Annotated in this window: 25 protein-coding genes and 2 pseudogenes; 18 read left to right on the plus strand and 9 right to left on the minus strand. The window is 69.7% G+C overall.

The genetic code is table 11. The annotated features are described in order from the left end of the window. Positions 1 to 104: 104 nt before the first annotated feature. Positions 105 to 1166: pseudogene (locus ACZ6DT_RS22220) on the plus strand (RNA polymerase sigma factor); the annotation flags it as partial. Here ACZ6DT_RS22220 and soxR read toward each other — a convergent pair. After that, the gene (gene soxR / locus ACZ6DT_RS22225; RefSeq protein ID WP_465598301.1) at positions 1156 to 1602 is read right to left on the minus strand and encodes a redox-sensitive transcriptional activator SoxR; all 447 of its coding nucleotides are present in this window, start codon (positions 1600 to 1602) and stop codon (positions 1156 to 1158) included. The pseudogene ACZ6DT_RS22220 and the gene soxR sit on opposite strands and share 11 nt — an antisense overlap. Before the next feature lie 52 nt (positions 1603 to 1654). Here soxR and ACZ6DT_RS22230 point away from each other — a divergent pair, with 52 nt between their 5' ends. The 3 genes from ACZ6DT_RS22230 (at position 1655) to ACZ6DT_RS22240 (ending at position 4094) form a co-directional block, all read left to right on the plus strand. After that, positions 1655 to 2053 (plus strand): hypothetical protein, encoded by a 399-nt coding sequence (locus ACZ6DT_RS22230; protein ID WP_465598304.1) that lies wholly within the window; start codon positions 1655 to 1657, stop codon positions 2051 to 2053. Beyond that, entirely contained in the window at positions 2050 to 2874 is an 825-nt protein-coding gene (locus ACZ6DT_RS22235; RefSeq protein WP_465598307.1) for an NAD(P)H-binding protein, read from the plus strand. The genes ACZ6DT_RS22230 and ACZ6DT_RS22235 overlap by 4 nt, the downstream gene beginning before the upstream one ends. A gap of 125 nt (positions 2875 to 2999) precedes the next feature. Continuing rightward, on the plus strand, positions 3000 to 4094 hold the full coding sequence (locus ACZ6DT_RS22240; protein ID WP_465598310.1) for a methyltransferase: 1095 nt from the start codon (positions 3000 to 3002) through the stop codon (positions 4092 to 4094). On the opposite strand, the gene ACZ6DT_RS22245 is transcribed toward ACZ6DT_RS22240, so the two are convergent. Next, positions 4063 to 4947, minus strand: a complete 885-nt coding sequence (locus ACZ6DT_RS22245; protein ID WP_465598313.1) for a LysR family transcriptional regulator — start codon at positions 4945 to 4947, stop codon at positions 4063 to 4065. The two genes, ACZ6DT_RS22240 and ACZ6DT_RS22245, sit on opposite strands and share 32 nt — an antisense overlap. A gap of 70 nt (positions 4948 to 5017) precedes the next feature. Here ACZ6DT_RS22245 and ACZ6DT_RS22250 point away from each other — a divergent pair, with 70 nt between their 5' ends. Next, complete coding sequence (locus ACZ6DT_RS22250) at positions 5018 to 6352, plus strand: FAD-binding oxidoreductase (protein WP_465598316.1); 1335 nt, start codon at positions 5018 to 5020, stop codon at positions 6350 to 6352. Positions 6353 to 6448: 96 nt separating this feature from the next. After that, positions 6449 to 7630: an acyltransferase family protein gene (locus ACZ6DT_RS22255; RefSeq protein WP_465598319.1), complete on the plus strand. Its 1182-nt coding sequence runs from the start codon at positions 6449 to 6451 to the stop codon at positions 7628 to 7630. 72 nt (positions 7631 to 7702) lie between these two features. On the opposite strand, the gene ACZ6DT_RS22260 is transcribed toward ACZ6DT_RS22255, so the two are convergent. After that, the gene (locus tag ACZ6DT_RS22260) at positions 7703 to 8119 is read right to left on the minus strand and encodes a nitroreductase family deazaflavin-dependent oxidoreductase (RefSeq protein WP_465598321.1); all 417 of its coding nucleotides are present in this window, start codon (positions 8117 to 8119) and stop codon (positions 7703 to 7705) included. 35 nt (positions 8120 to 8154) lie between these two features. Continuing rightward, a complete protein-coding gene (locus ACZ6DT_RS22265) occupies positions 8155 to 8913 on the minus strand; it encodes a cytochrome P450 family protein (protein ID WP_465598324.1) in 759 nt (252 codons plus the stop codon). A 72-nt stretch (positions 8914 to 8985) separates the two neighbouring features. Here ACZ6DT_RS22265 and ACZ6DT_RS22270 point away from each other — a divergent pair, with 72 nt between their 5' ends. Further along, positions 8986 to 9843, plus strand: a complete 858-nt coding sequence (locus ACZ6DT_RS22270; RefSeq protein WP_465598328.1) for a PaaX family transcriptional regulator — start codon at positions 8986 to 8988, stop codon at positions 9841 to 9843. On the opposite strand, the gene ACZ6DT_RS22275 is transcribed toward ACZ6DT_RS22270, so the two are convergent. Continuing rightward, positions 9838 to 10239 carry a RidA family protein gene (locus ACZ6DT_RS22275; protein ID WP_465598331.1) on the minus strand — a complete coding sequence of 134 codons (402 nt, stop codon included), beginning with the start codon at positions 10237 to 10239 and terminating at the stop codon, positions 9838 to 9840. The genes ACZ6DT_RS22270 and ACZ6DT_RS22275 overlap by 6 nt on opposite strands. A 48-nt stretch (positions 10240 to 10287) precedes the next feature. On the opposite strand from ACZ6DT_RS22275, the gene ACZ6DT_RS22280 reads away from it, so the two are divergent. After that, the gene (locus tag ACZ6DT_RS22280; RefSeq protein ID WP_465598334.1) at positions 10288 to 12648 is read left to right on the plus strand and encodes a bifunctional salicylyl-CoA 5-hydroxylase/oxidoreductase; all 2361 of its coding nucleotides are present in this window, start codon (positions 10288 to 10290) and stop codon (positions 12646 to 12648) included. Continuing rightward, positions 12645 to 13826 (plus strand): acyl-CoA dehydrogenase family protein, encoded by a 1182-nt coding sequence (locus ACZ6DT_RS22285; RefSeq protein ID WP_465598337.1) that lies wholly within the window; start codon positions 12645 to 12647, stop codon positions 13824 to 13826. The genes ACZ6DT_RS22280 and ACZ6DT_RS22285 overlap by 4 nt, the downstream gene beginning before the upstream one ends. On the opposite strand, the gene ACZ6DT_RS22290 is transcribed toward ACZ6DT_RS22285, so the two are convergent. Beyond that, entirely contained in the window at positions 13759 to 14412 is a 654-nt protein-coding gene (locus ACZ6DT_RS22290) for a DUF2306 domain-containing protein (RefSeq protein ID WP_465598340.1), read from the minus strand. The two genes, ACZ6DT_RS22285 and ACZ6DT_RS22290, sit on opposite strands and share 68 nt — an antisense overlap. A gap of 296 nt (positions 14413 to 14708) precedes the next feature. On the opposite strand from ACZ6DT_RS22290, the gene ACZ6DT_RS22295 reads away from it, so the two are divergent. Then, positions 14709 to 15956: an ROK family protein gene (locus tag ACZ6DT_RS22295; RefSeq protein ID WP_465598343.1), complete on the plus strand. Its 1248-nt coding sequence runs from the start codon at positions 14709 to 14711 to the stop codon at positions 15954 to 15956. A gap of 126 nt (positions 15957 to 16082) precedes the next feature. Continuing rightward, positions 16083 to 16516: pseudogene (locus ACZ6DT_RS22300) on the plus strand (glycoside hydrolase family 16 protein); the annotation flags it as partial. A 93-nt stretch (positions 16517 to 16609) separates the two neighbouring features. Here the strand turns inward: ACZ6DT_RS22300 and ACZ6DT_RS22305 are convergent. After that, a complete protein-coding gene (locus ACZ6DT_RS22305) occupies positions 16610 to 17257 on the minus strand; it encodes a GntR family transcriptional regulator (protein WP_465598652.1) in 648 nt (215 codons plus the stop codon). A gap of 191 nt (positions 17258 to 17448) precedes the next feature. On the opposite strand from ACZ6DT_RS22305, the gene ACZ6DT_RS22310 reads away from it, so the two are divergent. The 7 genes from ACZ6DT_RS22310 to ACZ6DT_RS22340 all read left to right on the plus strand — a co-directional run bounded on the left by ACZ6DT_RS22310 (position 17449) and on the right by ACZ6DT_RS22340 (position 23554). After that, positions 17449 to 18693, plus strand: a complete 1245-nt coding sequence (locus ACZ6DT_RS22310; protein ID WP_465598345.1) for an MFS transporter — start codon at positions 17449 to 17451, stop codon at positions 18691 to 18693. Positions 18694 to 18719: 26 nt separating this feature from the next. Next, the gene (locus ACZ6DT_RS22315) at positions 18720 to 19514 is read left to right on the plus strand and encodes a putative hydro-lyase (RefSeq protein ID WP_465598348.1); all 795 of its coding nucleotides are present in this window, start codon (positions 18720 to 18722) and stop codon (positions 19512 to 19514) included. Continuing rightward, a complete protein-coding gene (locus tag ACZ6DT_RS22320; protein ID WP_465598351.1) occupies positions 19514 to 20287 on the plus strand; it encodes a LamB/YcsF family protein in 774 nt (257 codons plus the stop codon). The genes ACZ6DT_RS22315 and ACZ6DT_RS22320 overlap by 1 nt, the downstream gene beginning before the upstream one ends. Further along, positions 20287 to 20892, plus strand: a complete 606-nt coding sequence (locus ACZ6DT_RS22325; protein ID WP_465598354.1) for a 5-oxoprolinase subunit B family protein — start codon at positions 20287 to 20289, stop codon at positions 20890 to 20892. Before ACZ6DT_RS22320 ends, ACZ6DT_RS22325 begins: the two co-directional genes overlap by 1 nt. Then, positions 20889 to 21746 (plus strand): 5-oxoprolinase subunit C family protein, encoded by an 858-nt coding sequence (locus ACZ6DT_RS22330; RefSeq protein WP_465598357.1) that lies wholly within the window; start codon positions 20889 to 20891, stop codon positions 21744 to 21746. The genes ACZ6DT_RS22325 and ACZ6DT_RS22330 overlap by 4 nt, the downstream gene beginning before the upstream one ends. A gap of 147 nt (positions 21747 to 21893) precedes the next feature. Then, the gene (locus ACZ6DT_RS22335; RefSeq protein ID WP_465598360.1) at positions 21894 to 22412 is read left to right on the plus strand and encodes a SigE family RNA polymerase sigma factor; all 519 of its coding nucleotides are present in this window, start codon (positions 21894 to 21896) and stop codon (positions 22410 to 22412) included. Continuing rightward, complete coding sequence (locus ACZ6DT_RS22340) at positions 22409 to 23554, plus strand: hypothetical protein (RefSeq protein WP_465598363.1); 1146 nt, start codon at positions 22409 to 22411, stop codon at positions 23552 to 23554. The genes ACZ6DT_RS22335 and ACZ6DT_RS22340 overlap by 4 nt, the downstream gene beginning before the upstream one ends. Before the next feature lie 424 nt (positions 23555 to 23978). On the opposite strand, the gene ACZ6DT_RS22345 is transcribed toward ACZ6DT_RS22340, so the two are convergent. Together ACZ6DT_RS22345 and ACZ6DT_RS22350 are read right to left on the minus strand one after the other, a co-directional pair. Further along, positions 23979 to 24602: an alpha-ketoglutarate-dependent dioxygenase AlkB family protein gene (locus ACZ6DT_RS22345; RefSeq protein WP_465598366.1), complete on the minus strand. Its 624-nt coding sequence runs from the start codon at positions 24600 to 24602 to the stop codon at positions 23979 to 23981. Beyond that, positions 24590 to 24727, minus strand: a complete 138-nt coding sequence (locus ACZ6DT_RS22350; RefSeq protein ID WP_465598670.1) for a hypothetical protein — start codon at positions 24725 to 24727, stop codon at positions 24590 to 24592. Before ACZ6DT_RS22350 ends, ACZ6DT_RS22345 begins: the two co-directional genes overlap by 13 nt. Positions 24728 to 24812 lie beyond the last annotated feature (85 nt).

Consider the following 24812-nt stretch of genomic DNA (forward strand, 5'->3'; position numbering starts at 1 on the left):
TTTTCCTGTCTTTCTCCTCCCCCCCCCCCCCTCCCACCCCCCCCCCCCCCCCCCCCCCCCCCCCCCCCCCCCCCCCCCCCCCCCCCCCCCCCCCCCCCCCCCCCCCCCCGAGCCCGGCCGGCTGGATCATCACGACCGCCCGCAACAAGGCCGTCGACCGCTTGCGGCGGGACGCGGCGCGCGACGACAAGCACGCGCAGGCCGCGCTGCTCAACGCCGACAACGAACCAGCGGAGGAGGCAGGAGTTGTGCGTGATGACCGCTTACGACTGATCTTCACCTGTTGCCACCCCGCGCTGGCCGTCCCCTCGCAGGTCGCGCTGACACTGAAACTGCTGGGCGGGCTGACCACCGGCGAGATCGCCCACGCGTTCTTCGTCCCCGAAGCGACGATGGCGCAGCGGCTCGTCCGGGCGAAGGGCAAGATCCGCGACGCGAAGATCCCGTACCGCGTCCCGGACGACGCCGACCTGCCGGACCGGCTGCGTTCGGTGCTCGCCGTGATCTACCTCGTGTTCAACGAGGGCTACACGGCCACTTCGGGCGAGCGGCTGGTGCGGGAGGACCTGTGCGCCGAGGCGATCCAGCTCGGCAGGCTGCTGACCGGCCTCATGCCGGACGAACCGGAGGCCACCGGCCTGCTGGCGCTGATGTTGCTGACCGAATCCCGCCGCGCGGCCCGCACCGGCGCGGACGGCGACGTCGTACTGCTGGCGGAACAGGACCGGTCACGCTGGGACCGGGAGCTGATCGCCGAAGGGCAGGCGCTGGTCCGCGCGTGCCTGCGCCGGAACCAGCCGGGGCCGTACCAGATCCAGGCGGCGATCAACGCCGTCCACAGCGACGCCGCCGACACGGCGAGCACGGACTGGTCGCAGGTCGTCCAGCTGTACGACCTGCTGCTGGAGCTGAACCCGACCCCGATCGTCGCGCTCAACCGGGCCGTCGCGGTGGCGGAAGTGGACGGCCCGGCGGCGGCGCTGGCCGCGATCGACGGTCTCGATCTGGCGGAGTACCACCTCTACCACGCCATCCGGGCCGATCTGCTGCATCGCGCCGGCCGCGAGACGGAATCGGCGCGGGAATACGAAGCGGCGATCCGAAGAACCGGGAACAGCGCCGAAAGACGGCTGCTGGAACGGAAAATGGCTGTGGTCAGTCGGTGATCAACCGCGCCGGACCGGGCCCCTTGGCGGCGAGGACGTCACCGGGGTTCACCAGAACGCACTGCTCGAAGGACAGGCAGCCGCAGCCGATGCATTCGGTGAACCGGTCGCGCATGCACTCCAGCTGCTCGATGCGTTTGTTGAGTTCGGCGCTCCAGCAAGCCGAGGCACGCTGCCAGAAGGCCTGGTCCGGCGCGGCACCCTCCGGCAGGAAGGTGAGCACCTCGCCGATCACCTCCAGCGGGATGCCGAGGTGATGCGACGCGCGGATGAACGCGACCACCCGGAGGGTGGTGCGGGGATAGCGGCGCTGGTTCCCGCTGGTCCGCCTGCTGCCGATGAGGCCCTGACGCTCGTAGAATCGCAGGGCGGAGGTGGCGACACCGCTGCGCCGGGACAGTTCTCCGATAGTGAGTTCGGACGGCAGTTCGGACATGTCCGCCATCCTAGCTTGACTTGAACCCTGGTTTAAGTTTCACGCTGGAAGCATGACAGAACAGGGGATCGAGAAAATGACCATCCACAAGGGACACTGGCCGGAGCCGGCAGCCGGGCTGGTCGCGGTGTCGAGGGAGTACCCGGACGCCGATTCGGCGCGGGCGGCGTCCGAGGCGCGGGCGAACGGAGCCGAAGGGCTCGTCTCCTTCACCGCCTACGAAGTCATCGACCACGCCGGCGCCTTCACTTACGAGCAGTGGACCAGCGGGACCCGGGTGCTGAACAACGCCGAATGGACCAGTGCCGAAGCCCGCCGCGCCGCGCTCGCGGCCCCCGGCGCCGACGGCATCGGCACCACGGACCGGTGGAAGAGGGTGCAGACCTACCCGGGGATGTCGGGCGGGTCGGTCAAGCGGTACCGCCCGATCGTCTCGGCGGTGGCGGCATGAAGCCGATCCTGGTCGCCGGTGCCACCGGCCATGTCGGCTCGCAGGTGGTCGCCCAGTTGCGGGCGCGGGACATCCCGGTCCGCGCGCTGAGCCGGAACCCGCCGCCGGACGGGATCCGCGGTGACCTGACGGATCCGGACACGATCGCCCCGGCGCTCGACGGCGTCGACACGGTGTTCCTGATGCTCGCCGGATCCGCCGAGGCACTGGTGCCCACCGTGTCCCTGCTCGGGGATCGGGTGCGGCGGGTGGTGTTCCTGTCCTCGGGCGCCGTCGACGATTCCCTGGCGGAACAGGACAACGCCATCGGCACCTGGCACCGGACCGTCGAGGAGGCGATCGAAGCCGCGGGGGTGGACTGGACCTTCCTGCGGCCGCACGCGTTCGCGACGAACACCCTCGGCTGGGCGCCGTCGATTCGCGCGGAGGGCGTCGTCCGCGAGGTGTACGGCGAGGCGTCGATGCCGCTGATCCACGAGAAGGACATCGCCGCGGTGGCCGTCGAAGCGCTGACCGGTGCCGGGCACGCGGGGGCGAAGTACGTGCTCACCGGCGCGCGGGCGATGACGCAGATCGAGCACGTCCGCATCATCGGCGAGGCGGCGGGCCGTCCGGCGCGCTGGGAGGAGATCCCGCTCGAAGAAGCACGCGCGGCCATGCTCGCCAAGGCGCCGGACTTCATCGTCGACACGATGCTGACCGGATTCCGGGAACTGATCACGAAACCCGGCGAGGTCACCTCGGCCGTCCAGGACGTCACCGGACGGCCGGCGCTGGAGTTCGAGGCCTGGGCGGCCGATCACGCCGCCGCGTTCCGGTAAGCTCGGGTTCGTGTCGACACCGGTTCATGCCGCGGTGGTCTACTAGCCGCCGTTCCTGACCTTGTCCCCCGACGAGCCACGCCCGCGGGGTCACTTCGCCGCGGGCGTATCCAGGAACGGAAACCATGAACCCCCTGTCCACAAGGGACGGTGGTCGGCGCTGGCTGACCACCGTCGGCACCGAACCACCTCGAACCGTCGTCGCCGTCGACGACGGGATCACCGCCGACGAGGCGTTCCGGCTGGCCACTTCCGGCACCGGTCTCGCCTGGTACGGCGACTTCCCCGGCGCGCGGAACCTCCTCGCCGCGTTGTCCCGCCGTTGCGGAACGGCGGCCGGGAAACCCTTTCAGGACCAGCGGAACCATCGGTCACGCCGAGCGCGGCTCCTCGGCAGGCTGCTGGTGCCACTGGATCCCGGCCACGTCCTGCCGTTGCGTCGCGGGCCGGACGTGCGCGAGGCCTGCGCCGAGGTCTACGGGCCTTCCGAAATCGCGTCGCTGGTGTCCTTGCGCGAACTGCTCGGCGTCGTCGGCGCGCACGAGTGGCGGGTGAAGGGCGTCGAAATCCCGGCGCTCGGCGCGAAGATCCATCCGCACCACGGGGTCTTCTCCCCCGTCCGCGGCGAGTACGTCGACCTGGTGGCGAGAATTCCCTTGCCCACCAAGGAACTGGCCTTCGACATCGGCACCGGGACCGGCGTGCTCGCCGCGGTCCTCGCGCACCGAGGGGTCGAGCGCGTGGTGGCGACGGACAACGAGCCCCGCGCGCTCGCCTGCGCGCGTGAGAATTTCGAACGCCTCGGTTTCGGTGGGATCGAGACCCTCGAAACGGATGTGTTCCCGCCGGGCCGCGCGCCGCTGGTCGTCTGCAATCCGCCCTGGCTGCCGTCCCGCGCGCGGACTCCGCTCGAACGTGCCGTCTACGACCCGGGAAGCCGGATGCTCAAAGCGTTCCTCGACCGGCTGCCCCGGCACCTCGAGTCCGGCGGTGAGGCGTGGCTGATCTTGTCCGACTTCGCCGAATTGCTGGGCCTGCGCACGCGCGAGCAGCTGCTGGCCGCGTTCGACCGGTCCGGTCTCGAAGTCCGAGGCCGGGAGGAGATCCGGCCGCGTCATCCGCGAGTCACCGATCCCGCTGATCCGTTGCACGACGCCCGCGCGCGAGAGGTGACCTCGCTGTGGCGGCTCACAACCCGAGCAGCGCCCGCGCCTGACTGATGAACACGCGGGCGGCGGGGCTGACCGGCCCCTCCGTCCGCCAGGCCAGCGCCAGTTTCGCGCGCAGCCCGGCGGGCCGGGTGATCTCCATGGCGTGCAGATCCGTGTAGTACGTCGCCAGCGACATCGGCACCACGGCGACACCGAGCCCGCGGCCGACCAGTTCGGCGACGACGTTGGGATCGCCGGCCTCCAGCGTCACCCTCGGCTGCGCGCTGTCGGCGAGGAACGCCGCGTCGACGATGGCGCGCATGCCGGTGCCCTTCGGCAGGCTCACCAGCGAGCGGTTTTCCAGCTCCGACAGCGTGATCGTGGCCTGCGCGATGAGCGGATCCTCCGGCCCGGAGATGGCGACGAGCGGCTCGTCGAGGACGACCTCGAAACCGATCCCGGGCGGCGGTTCCCCGGAGAGCCCGATCAGCGCGATGTCGAACCGGCCGTCGGCGACACCCGCGAGCAGGACATCGGAGGTCGCCTCGGCGAGCGTGATGTCCACGGCGGGGTGGCGCTTGTGGAAGCGGGCGAGCAGATCCGGGAGGTTGACCGGACCGCGCGAGGACACCATGCCCATCGCGACCTGGCCGCGGACCAGCCCGGTGAGCTCGTCGACCGCCTGCCGCACTCCGGCGACGGCGGCGAGCGCGGCCCGCGCGTGCGGGAGCGCGGCCGCACCGACCTCGGTCAGCCGCACCGATCTGGCCGACCGGTCGAGCAGCGGCTGCCCGAGTTCGCGTTCGAGGCGGCGGATCTGGGCACTGACGCCGGGCTGCGCGACGTGCAGCCGCTCGGCGGCGCGGGTGAAATTCGCTTCCTCGGCCACCGCGACGAAGTACTCGAGCTGGCGCAGTTCCATAACCGATGATTCTAGTTCCCAGACAAACCAGATCTTGGACTTCTGGCGGAATCGAGATCACCCTGGTGTCATGACCACCATGCTCCGCTCCGGCGACCCGGATTACGCCAACGAACTGGCCGGTTTCCAGACCGCCGTATCCCGCCGTCCCGACGTCATCGTGCCCGCCGCTTCGGCCGCCGACGTCGTCGAGGCCGTCCGTCACGCGGGCGAGCACGACCTCCCGATCGCCGTTCACTCGACCGGGCACGGCGTGGGCGTCCCCTTCGACGGGGGTGTCCTCGTCACCACCCACCGCATGACCGGGATCCGGATCGACGACGGGATCGCACGGGTCGACGCGGGTGTGCGCTGGAGTGCGGTCATCGAAGCGGCCGCCGAACACGGGCTGGCGCCGCTGAGCGGTTCCTTCCCCGGTGTCGGCGTCGTCGGCTACACCCTGGGCGGCGGGTTCAGCCTCCTCGGCCGCAAATACGGTCTGGCCGCCGACCGGGTGACCGCGATCGAGGTCGTCACCGCCGACGGCGAACTCCGCCGCGCCACCCCGGACACCGAACAGGACCTGTTCTGGGCACTGCGCGGCGGCCGCGACAACTTCGGGATCGTCACCGCGCTCGAGTTCCGGCTCGTCCCGGTCACCCGGCTGTACGGCGGCAGCCTGCGATTCGGCACCGAATCGCTCTCGGCGGTGCTCCACGCCTGGCGCGATTGGGCGGCGGAGATGCCGCGCGAAATGACGTCTTCGCTGGGCATGGTCCCGATGCCGGAGCTGCCGATGGTGCCCGAACCGCTGCGCGGGCAGCACGTCGCGCAGATCCGGATCGCCTACCTCGGCGACGCCGCCGAGGGCGAACGCCTGGTCGCGCCGCTGCGCGCCGCCGCCCCCGTGCTGGGCGACACGATCGCCGAGATCCCCTTCACCGAATCGGGCAAGATCGCGAACGAACCGCCGTTCCCGCACGGCTACCGCGCCGACAACGTCACCGTGTCCGAACTCGGCGACGCGATGCTCGACGCGATCCTCGAACACGCCGGCCCGGACGCCCCGGTGCCGACCGTCGTCCTGCTGGATCTGCTCGGCGGCGCGCTGTCCGACCCGCCCGAGCACCCCGGTGTCGGATGGGACCGCGAAGCCCGCTTCACCGTCCGGGCACTGTCCGTAGTGGACGACGCGGGCCTGGCCGAGATCAAGGCGGCCCACGGAAAGCTGTTCGACGCGCTGAAGCCCTGGTCGACCGGCAAGCTGCTGACCTTCGTCTACGGCGAGAGCGGCGCGGACGACGAAGCGTCCAAGGTCTATTCCCCGGCGGATCTGCGGCGGCTCGCCGAGGTCAAGGCCGCCGTCGACCCGGCGAACCGGTTCCGGCTGACGCATAACGTCGAGCCGGCGCGTGACGCTGGGTGATCCCCGAATCCGCTGGTAGAAGGCCTCCCTCCGGGGCGAAGACACAGTGAGCGGGCCCCGTATACTTCCGGGCCGATACCGCCATTAGGGGGCACTGTGCGCACTTTGGACCATGACGAGTTCCTCGCCATGCGTCGGTTCCCCGCGCTCGACGGGTTGCGCGCGATCGCGGCCACCATCGTGATCCTCTTCCACTTCGCGGGTCCGAAGTGGAGCTGGCTGTCCGGCTGGGTCGGCGTCTACATCTTCTTCGTGCTGTCCGGTTTCCTGATCACGACGCTGCTGCTGCGTGAACAGGACCGGACCGGCCGGATCTCGCTATCGGCGTTCTACCTGCGGCGGGTGTTCCGGATCCTGCCGCCGTACCTGGTGATCCTCGGCGGGATCGTGGTGTTCGTGTGGCTGCGCGGGGAGTTCTTCGCCCGCGAGTTCCCGCACGCGCTGAAGTACTACTTGACGTTCTTCAACGAGTTCCTGCCCGGCAGCAAGCCGAACGGCCCGGACAACTTCTTCAGCGGCTCGTGGACGCTGGGCATCGAGGAGAAGTTCTACCTGGTCTGGCCGTTCCTGCTGGTGGTCGCGGGCGCCGTCGGGCTGGCCGCGGCCTGGCGCAAACTCGCGCTGGCGTTCGCCGCGTTCGCGCTGATGGCCGGGCTGGTGGGGGTCACCAGCGGCTGGGTGCTCAACGGGCCGCAGGTGCCGATCTACCGGTCGACCGTGCACTACGCGATCCTGCTGATCGGCTGCGTGCTGGCGATCGCGATGCACTACCGCCGCTCCTACGCCGTGATCAAGCCGCTGACCCATCCGCTCGCGGCGATCCCGGTGTTCGGCGCGTTCGCCGTACTGCACGTCAACATGGAAAGCCTGTGGTGGAAGACCGGCAGCAACCTCGGCCTCCTGATCGCCTATGGCCTGCTCTCGGCGCTGTTGCTGGTCGTGCTGGTCGCGCCGGGGCCGCTGCGCTGGCTGCTGGCGACGAAGGTGATGCGCTTCGTCGGTGAGCGTTCGTACTCGCTCTACCTGCTGCAAGGCCCGGTGCACTTCGCCGTGGTCGCGGCGATCCCGCCGCTGGGCGAGCACCGGATGATCAGCGCGCTGACCGTGTTCGCGGTCGGGCTCGGGATCGCGGACCTCATCCACCGCTGGGTCGAGCAGCCGATGATCCTCACCGGCAAGAAGCTGATCGCGCGCCGCCAGGAGCGCAAGGCGCTGCGTGCGGCCGAAGCCGAACTCAAGCGGCCGAGCGCCGTCGAAGCCCCCAGCGGCGCGCGCTGACCCTCGCGTTTCGTCCTCTGAACGCGGTAGTTGGTATCGGGAACTACCGCGTCCAGAGGACTGAATGCGTGGTCAGCGGGAGATCGTGACGATCGGGATCACCCGATCGGTCTTCTGCTCGTAGTCGGCGAAGCCCGGCATGATGCCGACCATCTTCGCGTAGAGACGGTCACGCTCGGCGCGGTCTTCGAGCACCACGGTCGCGGTCGCGTCGAACTTCTCCGTGCCGACCTCGATGGTGACCTTCGGGTTCGCCACGATGTTGTGGTACCAGGCCGGGTTCCTGTCCGCCCCGGCGTACGACGCGGCGACGATGTACTTGCCGTCCTCCTCCGCGTACGCGAGCGGCGAGGTCCTCGGCTCACCGCTCTTCGCTCCGATGGTGGTGAGCAGCAGCAGGGAACCGCCCTCGAACGGGCCGCCCACCTTGCCCTCGTTCTCGCGGAACTCCTTGATGATGCTCTTGTTCCAGTCCAATGCTTCGGACATCGTTCCTCCAGTGTCGATCTCTCCGGCGAGGCTACTCAGTCCTCGCGCGCCTCGCGACGCTGCGCCTCGGCCGGCTCCCGGCACTTGCGGAGGAACTCTTCGTCGTCTTCGGCGCTCGAGCAGTACAAGAGGGCGTCGAGGATTCCCTCGGCCACTTGCCGCGCCCGCGCCTCTCCCGGGCACTGCTTGGGCCCTGCTCCGAACGGCCGTTCCGACAGGTCCACCTCGACCACCTCGCCGCCGACCCACCGCCGGGTGATCCGGACCGGCGGATCTTCGCGCAGGACCCGGTCGAGCAAACTCTCGGCGTCCTCACCGGGCCGGTGGGCGGCCAGCGCCTTGCCGAGCAGCTTGGCCGTCGCGTCGCAGGCCTGGACCAGAAGCCCGATCCGCGCGGCCGTCCGCTCGTCGACGTCACCGCCGCAGACCTCGATCAGCCGTCGCATCGCTTCTTCGGCGTCGTCCCCGATATCCGTCTGCGGGTGATAACTGCCGGAAACCGTCTCGATGTCACGGGAAACGTCCGGCAGGCCGAGTTCGGCGGCCAGCACGGCGACCGGGACCGTCCACAGGATCCGGTCGACCTCACCGTCCCGCAGTTCCCGAGTGAGCGCGAAAGCCTTGTCCCGCAGGGGCCCCACCGTCGCGAGCTCGGCGAGCACCAGCGCCCGCCGGCGCGCGTGGTCCTCCGGACGGCTGAACCGGGCGACGTTCGCCCGCAACCACCCGACCCCACCCGGCTCGACGTCCTGAGGCACCGGCGGGACAGGGGCTTCGATCAGCGGATTCTCCATGCCGCCACCTTAAGTGCGGAACGCTTCGGTCACGGCCGAAACGAGAGCGCGCCTTCGTTGTATGGTGACCGGGTGACGGCCGTGCCGGAGGCAACCGAAGTCGACGGCGCGGGGCGAACGGCCCAACCGCGCCAGTTGATCGTGACCGTGTACGGCCTCTACTCACGCGGCGAAGGCGGCTGGCTTTCGGTCCGCTCCCTGATCGATCTGCTGGCCGGGGTGGACGTCGAGGAATCCGCCGTCCGGTCGTCGATCTCGCGGCTGAAGCGGCGCGGGATCCTTTCCGCGGTGCGCCGCGACGGGGCCGCCGGTTACGAACTTTCCGAAACCGCGCTGGCGATCCTGCGTGAAGGCGACGAGCGGATCTTCCGCCGCGAACGCGCCACCCCCGCCGACGGCTGGCTGCTCGCGGTGTTCTCCGTCCCGGAAGCCGAGCGGCACAAAAGGCACGTTCTTCGCACGCAGCTCGCCCGGCTCGGCTTCGGGACCGCGTCGGCCGGGGTCTGGATCGCGCCCGCGCATCTGCGCGACGCGACCTCCGACATGCTGCGACGCCTCGAACTGGAGGGTTACGCCGATCTCTTCCACGCCGAGCATCTCGCGTTCGGCGACGTGCGGGAGAAGATCCGAGACTGGTGGGACCTCGACCAGCTCGAATCGCTGTACACCGCCTTCCTCGATGAGCACGCGGCCGCGCTCCGGCGATGGCAACGGCGCAAGAGCACGGACGAGGCCGAAGCGTTCGCCGACTACGTACGCGTGCTGACCGACTGGCGGCGGCTGCCCTATCTCGACCCGGGGCTGCCCGCCGAGCTGCTGCCGTCCGGCTGGGCCGGGATCCGGGCCGCGGACCTGTTCTTCACGCTGCACGCGCGGCTGGGCGAGGCCGCGGCCGCACACGTCTCGCGCGCCATCTCCGACGTGTCATGAGACCACAGCGAAGCCCTGCACCTCCACCAGCGCCTCGGCGTCCCAAAGCCGGCTGACGCCGATCCCCGCCATCGCCGGGTACTCGCTCCCGGCCAGCCGTTTCCACACCGCGCCGATTTCGCGCGCGTGGGCGCGGTAGTCGTCCATGTCGACGATGTAGATGGTCACGCTGCACAGGTCCGACGGCGCCCCGCCCGCCGCGCGCAGAGCGGTGAGCAGGTTGGACAGCGCGCGTTCGAATTGCTCGACCACGCCGTCGCCGACGATGCGGTTCTCCTCGTCCAACGCCGTCTGACCGGCGAGGAAGACGAATCTCCCGGTCGCGGCGACGGCGTGCGAGAAGCCGGAGGGGCGGCCGAGCTCGGGCGGGTTGATGCGCTCCATACGGGTCAGCATATCCCGTATCGTTGACGGTCGTACATACCGCGACATACCCTGAGCGACGTGCGTATCGCGGTGTTAGGCGGCGGCCCGGCGGGGCTCTACTTCGCCACGCTGGCGAAACAGCTCCATCCCGAGCACGAGATCACCGTCTGGGAGCGCAACGCGCCCGACGACACCTTCGGGTTCGGGGTGGTGTTCTCCGACGAGACACTCGGCGGGATCGAGCACGCCGATCCGGTGATCCACGCCGCCATGCGGCGGGAGTTCGCGCGCTGGGACGACATCGACGTCCACTTCCGCGGCACGGTGCACACCTCCGGCGGGCACGGGTTCGCCGCGATGAGCCGCAAACGCCTGCTCGGCATCCTCCAGGAACGCTGCGCGGAACTCGGCGTGGACGTCCGTTTCCACACCGAGGCGCCGGGCGCGGCCGAGGCGAGCGCCGGGTACGACCTCGTCGTCGCGGCGGACGGCGTCAACTCCCCGACCCGCAACGCCCTCGCCGTCAGTTTCCGGCCGAGCCTCCAGAGAAGGCGCTGCAAGTACATCTGGCTCGGCACGGACCTGGTCTTCGACGCCTTCAAATTCCACGTCCTCGAAACCCCGCACGGGATCATGCAGATCCACGGCTACCCGTACAGCGACACCGCGAGCACGTTCATCCTCGAACTGCACGAGGACGTCTGGCAGCGCGCGTTCGGCGAGATCGCCGCAACGTCACTGGCGCCGGGCGAAAGCGACGAGAAGTCGATCGAGGTCATCCGCGAACTGTGCGCGGACGTCCTCGGCGGCCATCAGGTGTTCGCCAACAACTCGAAGTGGACCGCGTTCGCCACCGTGCGCTGCGCGAGCTGGCGGCACGAGAACGTCGTCCTGCTCGGCGACGCCGCGCACACGGCGCACTTTTCCATCGGCTCCGGCACGAAACTCGCCATGGAGGACGCGCTCGCGCTCGCCGCCTGCCTGCACGAACAGTCCGATATGGACAGTGCGCTGAAAGCCTACGAGGCCGAGCGCCGCCCGGTCGTCACCTCCACCCAGCGTGCCGCACAGGCGAGCTTGGAGTGGTTCGAGAACATGGGCCAGTACACCCATCAGGACCCGGCGCAGTTCGCGTTCAACATCCTCACCCGCAGCCGCCGTGTCACCTACGACAACCTCCGGCTGCGCGATCCCGAATTCGCCGCCGAACTGGACATCTGGTTCGCGTCCACTGTGCACTCATCGGACTCCGACGTCCGGCCGCCGATGTTCCAGCCCTTCCGGATCGGGAACCTCGACCTGCCGAACCGCGTCGTCGTGTCGCCGATGGACATGTACTCCTCCGAAGACGGCGTTCCGACGGATTTCCACTTGGTACACCTGGGAAGCAAGGCGCTCGGTGGCGCCGGTCTGGTGATGACGGAGATGGTCTGCGTCTCCGAAACCGGCCGCATCACCCCGGGTTGCGGCGGCCTGTACACCGAAGAGCAGGAGCGCGCCTGGGCGCGAGTCACCGACTTCGTCCACGGCCACACATCCGCGCGGATCGGCGTCCAGCTCGGCCACTCCGGGCGCAAGGGCTCCACGAAACTGATGTGGGATGGCATCGACCAGCCGCTGCCCGAGGGCAATTGGGAGATCTGCGGCCCGTCCGCGATCCCGTACAGCGAAGCGAATCAGACCCCGCGCGAGCTCACCAGGTCCGAACTCGCCGAGATTCGCGACCAGTTCGCGCACGCCGCCGGTGCCGCCGCGCGCGCCGGGTTCGACCTCCTCGAACTCCACTGCGCGCACGGCTACCTCCTGTCGTCGTTCCTGTCGCCGTTGACCAACCGGCGGACCGACTCCTACGGCGGCTCGCTGGAGAACAGGCTGCGTTTCCCGCTCGAAGTCTTCGACGCCGTCCGCGCGGCCTGGCCCGCGGAGCGGCCGATGACGGTCCGCATCTCCGCGACCGACTGGTACGACGGCGGGATCGACGTCGACGACGCCGTCGAGATCGCCCGCGCGTTCGCCGAACACGGGGCCGACGGCATCGACGTCTCGACCGGTCAGGTCGTCAGCGAGGAGAAACCCGAGTACGGCCGCAGTTACCAGACCCCGTACGCCGACAGGATCCGCAACGAGATCGGGCGCGAGTACGGGATCGCGGTGATCGCCGTCGGCGCCATCTCCTCCTACGACGACGTCAACTCGCTGATCCTGGCCGGCCGCGCGGACCTGTGCGCACTCGGCAGGACGCATCTTTACGATCCACAGTGGACTCTGCACGCCGCCGCCGAACAGGGCTATCCGATGCCGTGGCCGAAACAGTTCGCGGCGGGCAGCCGGAAGCCGCAGGGTGGCCGCGCCGACGGGCCGAAACCGCGGCTGGAGCTGTTGCGCTCGGGAGAACCCGGCACCGCACACGCCCGCTGGCGACCTGGGAGCGACCGATGACCGCCTTCGCACTGAGCCCCGACCAGCAGGCCTTCGCCGAAGAAGTCCGGCGCCTGGCCGCCGAAAAACTCCGCCCACTGGCGGAATCCGGCGCAGAAGGCGCGGTCAATCGGCCACTGCTCAAGGAAATGGGCGCGCTCGGCCTGCTCTCCCGGTTGTTCCCCGGTGTCGACGGCGGCAGCCCGAGCCGGGAAGCCGCCGCGACGGATCTCTGCATCCTGCGGGAATCGCTCGCGAGCCAGAGCACCGAAGCCGAGACCGCGCTGGCGTTACAGGGTTTGGGCACGTATCCCGTGCTGCAGTCCGGACAGGACTCGCAGGTCACGAAGTGGGTCCCCGCCGTGGCCGCGGGTGACGCCGTCGCCGCCTTCGCGCTCACCGAACCGAACGCGGGTTCGGACGCGGCGGCGCTGGAACTCGCCGCCGAACCCGATGGCGACGGCTGGCGTCTCACCGGTGAGAAGATGTGGATCTCCAACGCGCCCGAAGCCGATTTCTACAGCGTTTTCGCCCGCACCACCCCGGAAGCGGGCTCGCGCGGGGTGTCCGCGTTCGTCGTCCCGGCCGACCGCGCCGGGTTGTCGGGTGAGCACCTCGACCTCGTCAGCCCGCATCCCATCGGCACCCTGGTCTTCGACGGCGTCCGCGTGGAACGGGAAGAACTGCTCGGCGAACAGGACCGCGGTTTCGGCGTGGCCATGCGGACACTGGACCTGTTCCGGCCGAGCGTCGGCGCGTTCGCCGTCGGGATGGCGCAGGCCGCCCTCGATGCCGCCGTCGCCCACGCGCGGACCAGGGTCGCGTTCGGCGGCCCGCTGCTGAAGCAGCAGACCGTGGCGCACACTCTCGCCGAAATGGCGACCCGCACCGAGGCCTCGCGTCTGCTCGTCTACGCCGCGGCCGCCGCCTACGACGCGGGCGAGCGGAACCTCGCCGGCCGCGCCGCGATGGCGAAACTGTTCGCCACCGAGACCGCGCAGTACGTCGTGGACTCGGCCGTGCAGATCCACGGCGCGCGGGCGCTGCGGCGAGGGCATCTGCTCGAACACCTCTACCGCGAGGTCCGCGCGCCGCGGATCTACGAAGGCGCGTCCGAAGTGCAGCGGACGATCATCGCGCGATCGCTGACTTCTTCCTGGCCGGACGGCGATCGAGGTACCACTGCGTGGCGAGCATGACCAGCGTCGGGCTCAGCCAGGCCGTGATCCCGGCGACCGATTGGGTCAAGGCGAGTTCGCTGCCGCCGAACGTGGTCTCCAGCTGCGGTCGCAGCGTGATCGTCGCGATCGGCCCGACCACCCTGCTGACGATGATCGACATGGTCAGCGCGAAACTGCGGATCATCCAGCGGCGGTGGTCGCCGAACCGGCGTTGCCTCGCCGCGCGCCAGCCGGCGAACGTGCACGCCAGCCACAGCACCCCGGCCAGGACGTTGGCCACCCGCGTCACCGGGCCGAACGGGCTCATCGCGCCGACGGTCAGCGCCAGCAGCCCGGCCGGGAGCACCCCGGCGAAGACGTACACCCGGCCGATCTTCCGGTGCACCGCCGGGTACTTCGCCCGGAACCACGGCCAGATCTGCAGCAGCGCCCCGGCCATCGCGATCGAGCCGAACAGCACATGCGCCGCGAGGAACCAGTAGTGCGAGGTGAACCCGGGTGGCTGCGGGACCCGTGACAGCGACGGGTCCATCGCCAGATACGGCGGCATCGAGAAGGCCAGGAACGCCACGACGACGACGGCCAACGGTCCGAGCCACGCCATCCCTGCCCTTCGCCACCAAGATTTCCGTGGCACCGTCTCCGGCTGGTCACGTCGATCGAGCCTGACGGTCATCACTGTCCCCCACGTTTTCCGGTACCGGCAAACAACTTTCGCTGCCGAACCTAGGACGCGGGACGATCGGGAAACAGGGAGCGGACCGCCGGATCAAGGGTGAGGCAAACCCTACCGCCGCCCGCTGAGCACCCCTTCTCCCGGCTCGCCGACCTTATTTCACCAGTTGATACATGGCGGAGGCTAAGGTCGTGGGGCATCCTGGAAAGGTCCGCCGCCATGAGATGGGTACCCGCATGCCTGCCAAGCGCACCACCGTCCGTGACCTGCGGCGGCACAACCGTTCCCTCCTGCTGTCGAAACTCTACTTCGACGGCCCGCTCAGCCGTCACGAATTGAGCGGTCTGACCGGTTTGAGCGCCGCGACCGTCAGCAACGTGACCGCCGAACTCGGCGAAGAACGCCTCATCACCGAAGCCGGGCTGGTCGAGTCCGACGGCGGCAGGCCGCGTGTTCTGCTCCGCGTCGACCCCGCGTACGGTCATGTCGCGGGCGTCGACATCGGCGAGACCGGCGTGAAGGTGGAACTGTTCGACCTCACCATGAACCGGCTCGCCACCGTCGAGCATCCGCCCGCCTCGCCCCGGCCGGACGCGGCGGCGGCCGTCACCCAGGTGGCGTCCGGGCTCCGGGAGGTGATCGCGGAATCGGGGATCGACGAAGCGTCCGTGCTCGGTGTCGGTGTCGGCGTCCCCGGCACCGTCGAACAAGGCGAAACACTGCGGGTGCACGCGCCCACCATCGGCTGGAAAGAGGTCCCGCTCACCGACCTCCTTCGCGCGGAGGGTGTCGCGCTGCCGTTGTTCGTCGACAACGGCGCGAAAACCCAAGGCCAGGGCGAAATGTGGTTCGGCGCCGGCCGCGGCGCCCGGCACGCGGTGATCGTCCTGATCGGGTCCGGGGTCGGCGCGGCCGTGGTCACCGACGGCACCACCTACCGGGGCTCCACCAGCAGCGCGGGCGAATGGGGCCATACGACGATCGTTTACGGCGGGCAGGAATGCCGCTGCGGATCGCGCGGCTGCCTGGAGTCCTACGTCGGCGCGGAGGGTGTTCTCGCCCGTTATCGCAAGGCACGCGGCGGAAAGGCGGCCTCGGGCGAAGACGAGCGAACGCGGTTCGCCGCCTTGCTGGAGTCCGCGCGCCAATCCAAGACCGCGGCCAAGGTACTGGAGGAGACGGCGGGTTACCTCGGCGCCGGGATCGGCGATCTGATCAACCTGTTCAACCCGGAGCGGATCGTGCTGGGCGGCTGGGCCGGGTTGGCGCTCGGCGAGGAGTACCTGCCCGAGATCCGGCGCGTGGCGGGCGAGCACGCGCTGGCGCACGTGTTCGACCAGACCGAGATCGAACTCGGGCGGCTCGGGCCGGACGCCGTCGCCATAGGAGCCGCCACCCTCCCGGTCGCCGCCCTCCTCGACCAGGGCGCGGACCCGCGGACGGCCGGATCGAAGCGCGGCACGGCCGCCTGACCTCAATTCGAGCTCAAAAGTACATTTTGTCGCAGTGGTAGAGACCCTGCATACTTTGTTGTCAGCACAACAAAGTGGCCCTGCCGGCGCTTTCCGTTCTCGCGCGCGGCCCTCGCCGCCGGCGTCCTGCTCGGCTCATTCCCGGCGAGGTCACAGACTCCAGCCGCGGAGGCCGCGGTCGTGGCCGCCACCTTCACCGACGACTTCAACGGGCCCGCCGGCACGGGTATCGACACCTCGAAGTGGCATTTCGAAACCGGCGGCACCTCAACAACCACGAACGGCAGTGGTACACGTCCGGGACGGACAACGCGGCGCTCGACGGCCAGTGCAACCTCGTCATCACCGCGAAGGAGGAAAACCCCGGCAACTACCACTGCTGGTACGGGCGCTGCGAATACACCTCGGCGCGGCTGTCCACGCAGGGTCAGTTCACCCAGACCTACGGCCGGTTCGAAGCGCGGATGAAACTGCCGCGCGGACAAGGGATATGGACCGCGTTCTGGATGCGCGGCGCCGACATCGGCAACGTCGGCTGGCCCGCCGGCGGCGAGATCGACAGGCGGACGGCACCGGCCGTCCACCCCCCGCGTTTCGTCCTCTGAATGCGGTAGTTCGTATCCCGGACTACCGCATTCAGAGGACGAAACGCGTCAGGGGGAGCGTTCGGCGTAGGCCTCGACGAGCTGGTTTTCGGCGTCGGTGAGGTACTGCGCGAGGAGCTCTTCGGCGCCGAGGCCGTCGCCTGCCTCGATCCGCTCGAGGATTTCCGCGTTGCGTTTGAGGTACGGCTCGTGGAAGCGCCGCGGGTCGGCCATCATGTGGAACACCAGCCGCAACTCGGCGAGAATGCCGCGCATCAGCTCGTCGATCCGTTCGCTGCCGCTGAGTTCCGCGATCGCCGAATGGAACCGGATGTTCGCGGTGCCGAGGTCCTGCCAGCGCTCGCCCCGCTCGGCCAGCCTGCCGTCCTCGACCAGACGCGCGAGCTTCGCGAACGTCGGGGGCTTCTCCGTCACCGCCCGCACCGCCGAGCACTCGACGATCTTGCGCACCTTGTAGAGGTCGACGACGTCCTCGACGGGCAGCACCCGCACGAAGACACCGCGGTTGAGCTCATGGGTCAGCAGCCGTTCGTGCGTGAGCAGCCGGAAGGCCTCGCGCAGCGTGTTGCGGGAGACGCCGAGCGCCGAGCCGATGTCGTGTTCCGACAGCCGGACGCCGGGCAGAAAGAACCCCTCCGCGATACGCGTGCGAAGGACACCCGCGACCCGTTCGGCCGTGCTGGTACGGCTGATCATGCCGCGATCGGCCTCGAGTCCTTCTACCGAGGCAGGACCACCCTCCGCGATCGTCACGTGACCGATCCTACCTAGGCACAAGAGGCTCAGCCAAGGATCCTCTTGTGGAATTGTTGAACAATACCTACAGTGCTGTATCTGCCTATCCATGTGACCCGTGCCACCCTGAGATTCACCCGCTGGAGGTGCCGATGAACGCGACAGCCACTACCGAAGACACACGCCCCTTCGCCTGGTTCCGCACGCTCGGTTCGCGAGGCCGCCGGGCCTTCGTCGGCGCGTTCGGCGGTTACGGGCTCGATTCGTTCGACTACCAGACCCTGCCGCTGGGCCTGGCCGCGATCACCGCCTACTACGGTCTCTCCGGCGGCGAGGCGGGCCTGCTCGGCACCACGACACTGGTGGTCTCGGCGATCGGCGGGATCGGCGCGGGCATCCTGGCCGACCGCATCGGCCGCGTACGCACCCTTCAAATCACCATCGCGATGTACACGATCTTCACCGTGCTCTGCGGATTCGCACCGAACTTCGAGACGCTCCTTGTCTTCCGCGCCCTGCAGGGCCTGGGCTTCGGTGGCGAGTGGGCCGCCGGCGCCGCGCTGGTGGCGGAGTACTCGCAAACGAAGTATCGCGGCCGCACGGTCGCCTTCGTCCAGAGCGCGTGGGCGGTCGGCTGGGCACTGTCCGTCGTCGTCTACACCGTGGTCTTCAGCATCTGGAGCCCGGACATCGCCTGGCGCGTGATGTTCTGGACCGGCGTCATCCCCGCGCTGCTGGTGCTGTGGGTCCGGCGCAACGTCCAGGACGCGCCCGTCGCGGAAGCCGCCCGTGCCACGAAGAAGGAACGCGGTTCGCTGGCGGGCATCTTCAAGCCGGACCTGCTGCGCACGACGTTCTTCGCCGCGCTCCTCGCCACCGGTGTCCAGGGCGGCTACTACACGCTCGCGACCTGGCTGCCGAGCTACCTGAAGACCACCCGCGGCCTCACCGTCATCGGGACCGGCGGCTATCTCGCGTTCCTGATCTCCGGCGCGTTCATCGGATACGTCACCGGCGGTTATCTCACGGACATCTTGGGCCGCAAGAAGACGTTCCTGCTGTTCTCGGTGCTGTCGGCGGGCCTCATCATCGCCTACACGCAGATCCCGGCGGGCGCGAACACCCTCGTGCTGTTCCTCGGGTTCCCGCTCGGATTCTCGATGTCGGCGATCTTCAGCGGGTTCGGTGCCTTTCTCGCCGAGCTGTACCCGTCGGCGTTGCGCGGGACCGGGCAGGGCTTCACCTACAACCTCGGCCGGGCCATCGGCGCGACCTTCCCCGCCGTGGTCGGTTTCCTCGGCGCGGGCGGCGCGATGGTGTTCGGCGCGGTCGGCTACGGGATCGCCGTGCTGGCGCTGCTCGGCCTGCCCGAGACTCGCGGCCGCGAACTTCTGTGACCACAATCGGAAGAGGAGGCACCGCGATGACCACCTTCGACGAACCGGCGACGTTGTCCCCCGGCGAGGCCCGCGCCCTGTTCCGCGCGGGCACGGCCCACCCGACCACCGGCTGGGCGAACGGGTTCACCCAGACCAACCTGATCGCCGTCCCCGAGGACTGGGCCTACGACGTCCTGCTGTTCTGCCAGCGGAATCTCAGGCCCTGCCCGGTGCTCGACGTCAGCGACCCCGGCGACCCGTCGACGCGGCTGGCACCCGGCGCGGATCTGCGCACCGACCTGCCGCGCTACCGCGTCTGGCAGAACGGCGCGCCGGCCGGCGAGATTTCGGACGCGAGCGGGCTGTGGCGCAGCGACATGGTCGCGTTCTCGATCGGCTGCAGCTTCACCTTCGAATCCGCGCTGGCCACCGACGGCATCCCGCTGCGGCATGTCGACCAGGGCCGCAACGTGGCGATGTACGTGACGAACCGCGAATGCGTTCCGGCCGGACGGCTGCACGGGCCGTTGGTGGTCTCGATGCGGCAGATCCCCGAAGACCGCGTCGACGACGCCGTGCGCATCACCCGCGGGATGCCCGCCGTGCACGGTGCCCCGGTGCACATCGGCGACCCGGCCGCGCTCGGCATCGCCGATCTCGGCAAGCCGGATTTCGGGGATCCGGTCGACGCGGAACCCGGTGACGTGCCGGTGTTCTGGGCGTGCGGCGTGACCCCGCAGGCGGCGCTGATGGCGTCGCGGCCGCCGTTCGCGATCACGCACGCGCCGGGTTACATGTTCGTGACCGACAAACTCGACAGTGAGTTCAGGGTGGCCTGATGGATTTCAGCCGGATCGACCTCAACAGTGACCTCGGCGAGGGTTTCGGCGCCTGGAAAATGGGCGACGACGATGCCATGCTCGACATCGTCACCAGTGCGAACGTGGCGTGCGGTTTCCACGCCGGCGACCCGTCGGTGATGCGGCGCGTCTGCGAACGCGCGGCGGAGCGGGGGGTCGTCATCGGCGCCCACGTCGCCTACCGCGATCTCGCCGGCTTCGGCCGGCGCGCGATGGACGTCGACCCCGCCGACCTGGCCGACGACGTGCTCTACCAGCTCGGCGCACTGGACGCGTTCGCCCACGCGGCGGGCACGCGGGTCCGATACGTCAAGCCGCATGGCGCCTTGTACAACACCGCCGCGGTGGATCCGGAGCAGGCGGCCGCGGTGGTCGAGGGAATCCGGCGGTTCCACCCGGGGCTCGCTTTGCTGTGCCCGCCAGGGTCGGAAATGGCCAAGCAGGCCGAAAAAGCCGGGTTCCCCGCCTACGCCGAGGCCTTCGCGGACCGCGCGTACACGCCGGAAGGTCTTCTGGTCTCCCGGAAACTGGCGGGCGCCGTACTCCACGACGCCGACGAGGTGGCCGAGCGGGCGGTCGCGATGGCGACCACCGGCAAGGTCGTCACCGCCGACGGGACCGAGCTGGCGCTTCAGCCGCATTCGCTGTGCGTGCACGGCGATACGCCGGGCGCCGTCGAACTGGCACGACGGATCCGCGCGGGGCTCGACGCTTCCGGTGTCCACATCGGATCGTTCCTCGAGGCCACGTGATGCGCGTGCTGCCCTATGGGACGCGCGCGGCCATGGTCGACTTCGACGATCCGTCCGAGGTGCTCGGGCTGCACGCGTCACTGGAGCAGGACCCGCCGGACGGCGTCCTCGAACTGGTCCCCGCCGCGCGGACCCTGCTCATCCGGTTCGACCCGGGCCGGACCCATCACGACCGGCTCGCCGGTGACGTCCTCGATCGGGCAGGAGTGGACGTCAAACCACGCGAAGCCGCCGAGATCGTCGTGCCGGTGCGCTACGACGGCCCGGACCTGGCCGACGTCGCGGCCGCCGCCGGCATGTCGGCCGAAGCGGTCGTCCGGCGGCACGAGGACGGGACCTACGTCTCGGCGTTCTGCGGCTTCGCACCGGGCTTCGCCTACCTGACCGGACTCGACCCCGCCCTGTACCTGCCTCGCCGGACGAGCCCGCGCACCCGGGTGCCCGCCGGCTCGGTCGCGATCGCGGGCGAGTACACGGCGGTGTACCCGAACGCCTCCCCCGGCGGCTGGCAGCTCATCGGGCGGACCTCGCTGCCGGTGTGGGACGTCGAGCGGGAGCCGCCGAACCTGCTGGCACCGGGCACGCGGATCCGGTTCACTTCATGACCGCGAAGATCGAAGTGGTCCGCCCCGGGATCTTCGCCACCGTGCAGGATCTCGGGCGACCAGGGCTGGCCTCGATCGGCGTCGGCCGGTCCGGTGCCGCCGACCGCGGTTCGCTGCGGCTGGCGAACCGGCTGGTCGGGAACCCCGAGACTCATGCGGCGCTGGAGTGCGTGCTGGGCGGCCTCGTCCTGCGATTCTCGGCTCCGGCGACCGTCGCCGTCACCGGCGCGCCTTGCTCGATCACCGCGGGCGGGCGGGCCGCCGGCCCTGACTCCCCGATCCCGGTCGGCCCCGGTGACGAACTCGTTCTCGGGACGGCTTCTCACGGTTTGCGTTGCTATGTCGCCGTACGCGGCGGCATCGACGTCCCTTCGATCCTGGGCGCACGGGCGACCGACACCCTCGGGAAGCTCGGTCCTCCCGTGCTTTCGGCCGGTATGACCTTGCCGGTGGGAAAGCGGGTGCTGCCCCACCCCGGTGTCGACCTCGCTCCTCACGCTCACTTGCCCGAGGTACCGGTTCTGCGGGTCACCGCCGGGCCTCGGGTGCCATGGTTCGTTCCTGGCGCACTGTCCACTCTGGTCTCTTCCGGTTACGCCGCCACCGCCGACGTCGATCGGGTGGGCGTGCGGCTCGAAGGGCCCGTGCTGTCGCGGGCGCGAGACGGCGAGTTGCCGCCCGAGGCCGCCGTGCCGGGCGCGTTACAGGTTCCTCCTTCGGGGCAGCCGATCCTGTTCCTGGCCGACCACCCGGTGACCGGCGGCTATCCGGTGATCGCGGTGGTGGAGGAAGCGGATCTGGACCAGGCCGCGCAAGTACGGCCGGGGCAACGGGTGCGGTTCCGGCTCGGTTGAACCGGTCGCGGTCGAACGGCAAGGTTCACAGGGGCGACATCTTGACCAAGCCGGACTTCGCGCCGTCTCAACTACTGAATCGACGTGCAACCTTGTGGTCGGCCGGCGCATTAGGGGGGGTGGGAGCTGCCGAGGACAGGAGAGGCCGTGCGCGAGCAAGACCGTGACTACGTCGACTACGCGACGACACGGCTGCCCTGGCTGCGCCAGACGGCCTACCTGCTGACCCAGGACTGGCACCGGGCCGACGACGTGGTGCAGACGGCGTTCACGCAGCTGTACCGGCACTGGAAACGGGTCTCGCGAATGGAGAACCTGGACGGCTACACGCGCACGATCCTGGTGCGCTCGTTCCTCAGCGAGCGGCGCCGGTGGGGGTCCAGGGTCCGGCTGATGGCCGAGCCGCCGGAATCTCCCGGCGGGGAGCCGGACCACGCCGGCCGGGTCGCGGTGCGGACCGCGCTGGCCACCGTGCCGCCGCGGCAACGGGCCACCCTCGTGCTGCGGTTCTACTGCGACCTGAGCGTGGAGCAGGTCGCCGACGTTCTGGGCTGTGCTCCGGGAACCGTCAAAAGCCAAACCGCACGAGGCCTGGACGCGCTGCGGCGCGGCCTGGCCGACACCCCGTCACCGGCCTCGCCGGCCGCGGAGAGGAGCAATCGATGAACGAGCAGGATGTGCGCACCCTCTTGGACGACCTGGCCCACGCCCCCGCCCCGCCGTCCCGGGTCGACGTCGTGGGCGCGGTGACCACGGCACGGCGCGGACGTCGGGTCCGCACGATGACCTCGGTCGCGGCGTCGGTCCTCGTCGTGGGACTGGCCACCGGCCTCACCTACGCCGTCATCGACCGCTCGCCGCCGCCCGCCGGTTCTTCCGCCACGGTGCCCGCGGCCGCCCCTGCGCCCAGTGCGCCCCCGCGGTTCGACCCGCTGGTGCGGTACGCCTCGTTCGGCTGGCTGCCCGAGCAGGACACGCTGGACTGGCACACCACGTCGATCAACGACGAGCGGCTGACGGTGAAAGCGTCGAAGTTCGTTCCGGACCCGGCCAACGGTGCGGGCGCCGCCCTCCCCGCGGCGCACGTCGAGGTGCGCCTTTACGCGGCCGGCGTCGTCCCCATGACCGACCGACCGATCGAGACGCGGCTTCCCGGCGAGGCCACGCGGATGGTGCCCTATGGGCCGGTGACCGGCGCCCCAGCCGTCAACGGCGCCCCGGCGTACTGGGTGGGGATACCCGGCGACTCCGAGACGCTCATCCTGAAGTGGCGCTACGCCCGCGGCGGCTGGGCCGAGCTGTCCATCTCCCGCCTCAGTGGCGACCCGCGCGAGACCGCCCACCGCATCGCCGGGGCACTGCACATCGACGGCACCGAACGACTGCGCTTCCCGTTCCAGCTCACCGGCCTGCCCGCCGAGCTCCGACCGGTGGCCGGCGAGGTCGAGGAAGGCGGCCCCGGTGGGTCGTGGCGCGCCACCCTCGACCTGAGCCTCCGCCCCGACCAACACGGACCGACCCTGAGCGTGTCCGTCCGCCCCGGCTCCGACGTCCTCGCGCCCAACACCACCGTCGACGGCCACCCGGCCCGCCGCGACACCCTCAGCGGGGACCACCTCGGAGCGCCACAGTATTCCGACCGGCTGTCCGTCTCGGACCTCGACGGCCTGCAGGCCGATCTCTTCATCGACGCCACATCGGCCGCCGGCGCGGCCCCGCTGGGACCGGACGGCGTACTCGGCATCTACCGCGGCCTCACCGTCCACGCGGACCGCGCCGGGTGGACCGGCCAACCCGTCGTGCGTTGACCCAACGCTCCACACACGTCGGCCGCCCACTGAAGCGGGCTTTCCTTTACGCCGGTCGCTGACTGCCCCTTGCCCAACAGACGTCGACCGCCGATGGGTTCGATCCAGGTTGTCGTTCGGACTCGGCCGAAGGCGCGAGTCCTGGTCGCCCGTGCGAGTTCGGCACGAAGGCAGTGACGCGCCACCACTCGGTGGACGTCTCCGGGAATGTGTCATCGCTGGCCACAACCCCACACTACTCTAAATCGAACAGGTGTGCTAGCCCGAACGGCCTAAAGGGAGAACCCCGTGAAATGCACACGCGAAGAAAGCAGCGAGCGCGCTCAAAGGCGCGAAGGCCATAAAGAGAACGCCAGCCCGAACACCGCGAAGGAGTCTTAAGGACACGTAACGCAGCGATCGGCAAAGACGGTTCTAGCCGTCCTTACACCAGGCCCGAAACCCGCAAGGTGATGTTCAACCGCCCCACCAACCCCAACTCCGGATCAGCGGTTCCCGGCAAGACGCGAGGCACCCCATGGAAAGCCAGCCGCGACTCCCCGCCGAACACGAACAGATCTCCCGAGCGCAGGTCCACATCCGTGTACGGCCGCCCACGATCGACCGTGTTCCCGAACCGGAAGACGCACGCGTCCCCCAGGCTCAGCGACACGACGGGCTCCGGCGAAGCCTCGTCCTTGTCCTGATGCAGCCCCATTTTCGCGGCGGAGTCGTAGAAGTTCACCAACGCGATGTCCGGCTCGTACGACGACGGACCATAGGCGGTGGAGACGGCTCGCCGCCCGAGATCGCCCAGCCAGCCGGGAAACGGGAGTACCGGAGAGCCGTCGTCGGTCACCTTCGAATACCGGTACGGGTGCCAATGCCAGCCGAGGCAGACCGTCCGCACCGACATGACGCCGCCGTTCGGCAGCCGTGTCCGCCGGTAACCGCGCCAGCCTCGGCAGGCTTCGACCAACCGGCGTTGCTCATCGAGATCGAGCCAGTCGGGAACATGCACGGCACCGGGCGCGACCTCGGTGCGCGGGCGAGGGATCAGCGCGTCCACGCGTCGAGTTTGCCAGGACGTGCGCCGATGAGCCGGTGACCCCGCACCATCGTGTCGGCCTCGGCGAACCAGCGCAGCACACGCCGGACGAAACGCGGCCGAGACGGGGCATCCATGACTGTCACGGCCGGAGAAGGTGCCACAAAGCGGCGGCGGAAGCCACCTTTCGGACTACTCCGATCGGCCGGTTGACCCTAGTGCGTTCACCCG

The organism is Amycolatopsis sp. NPDC041971 (assembly GCF_055588925.1).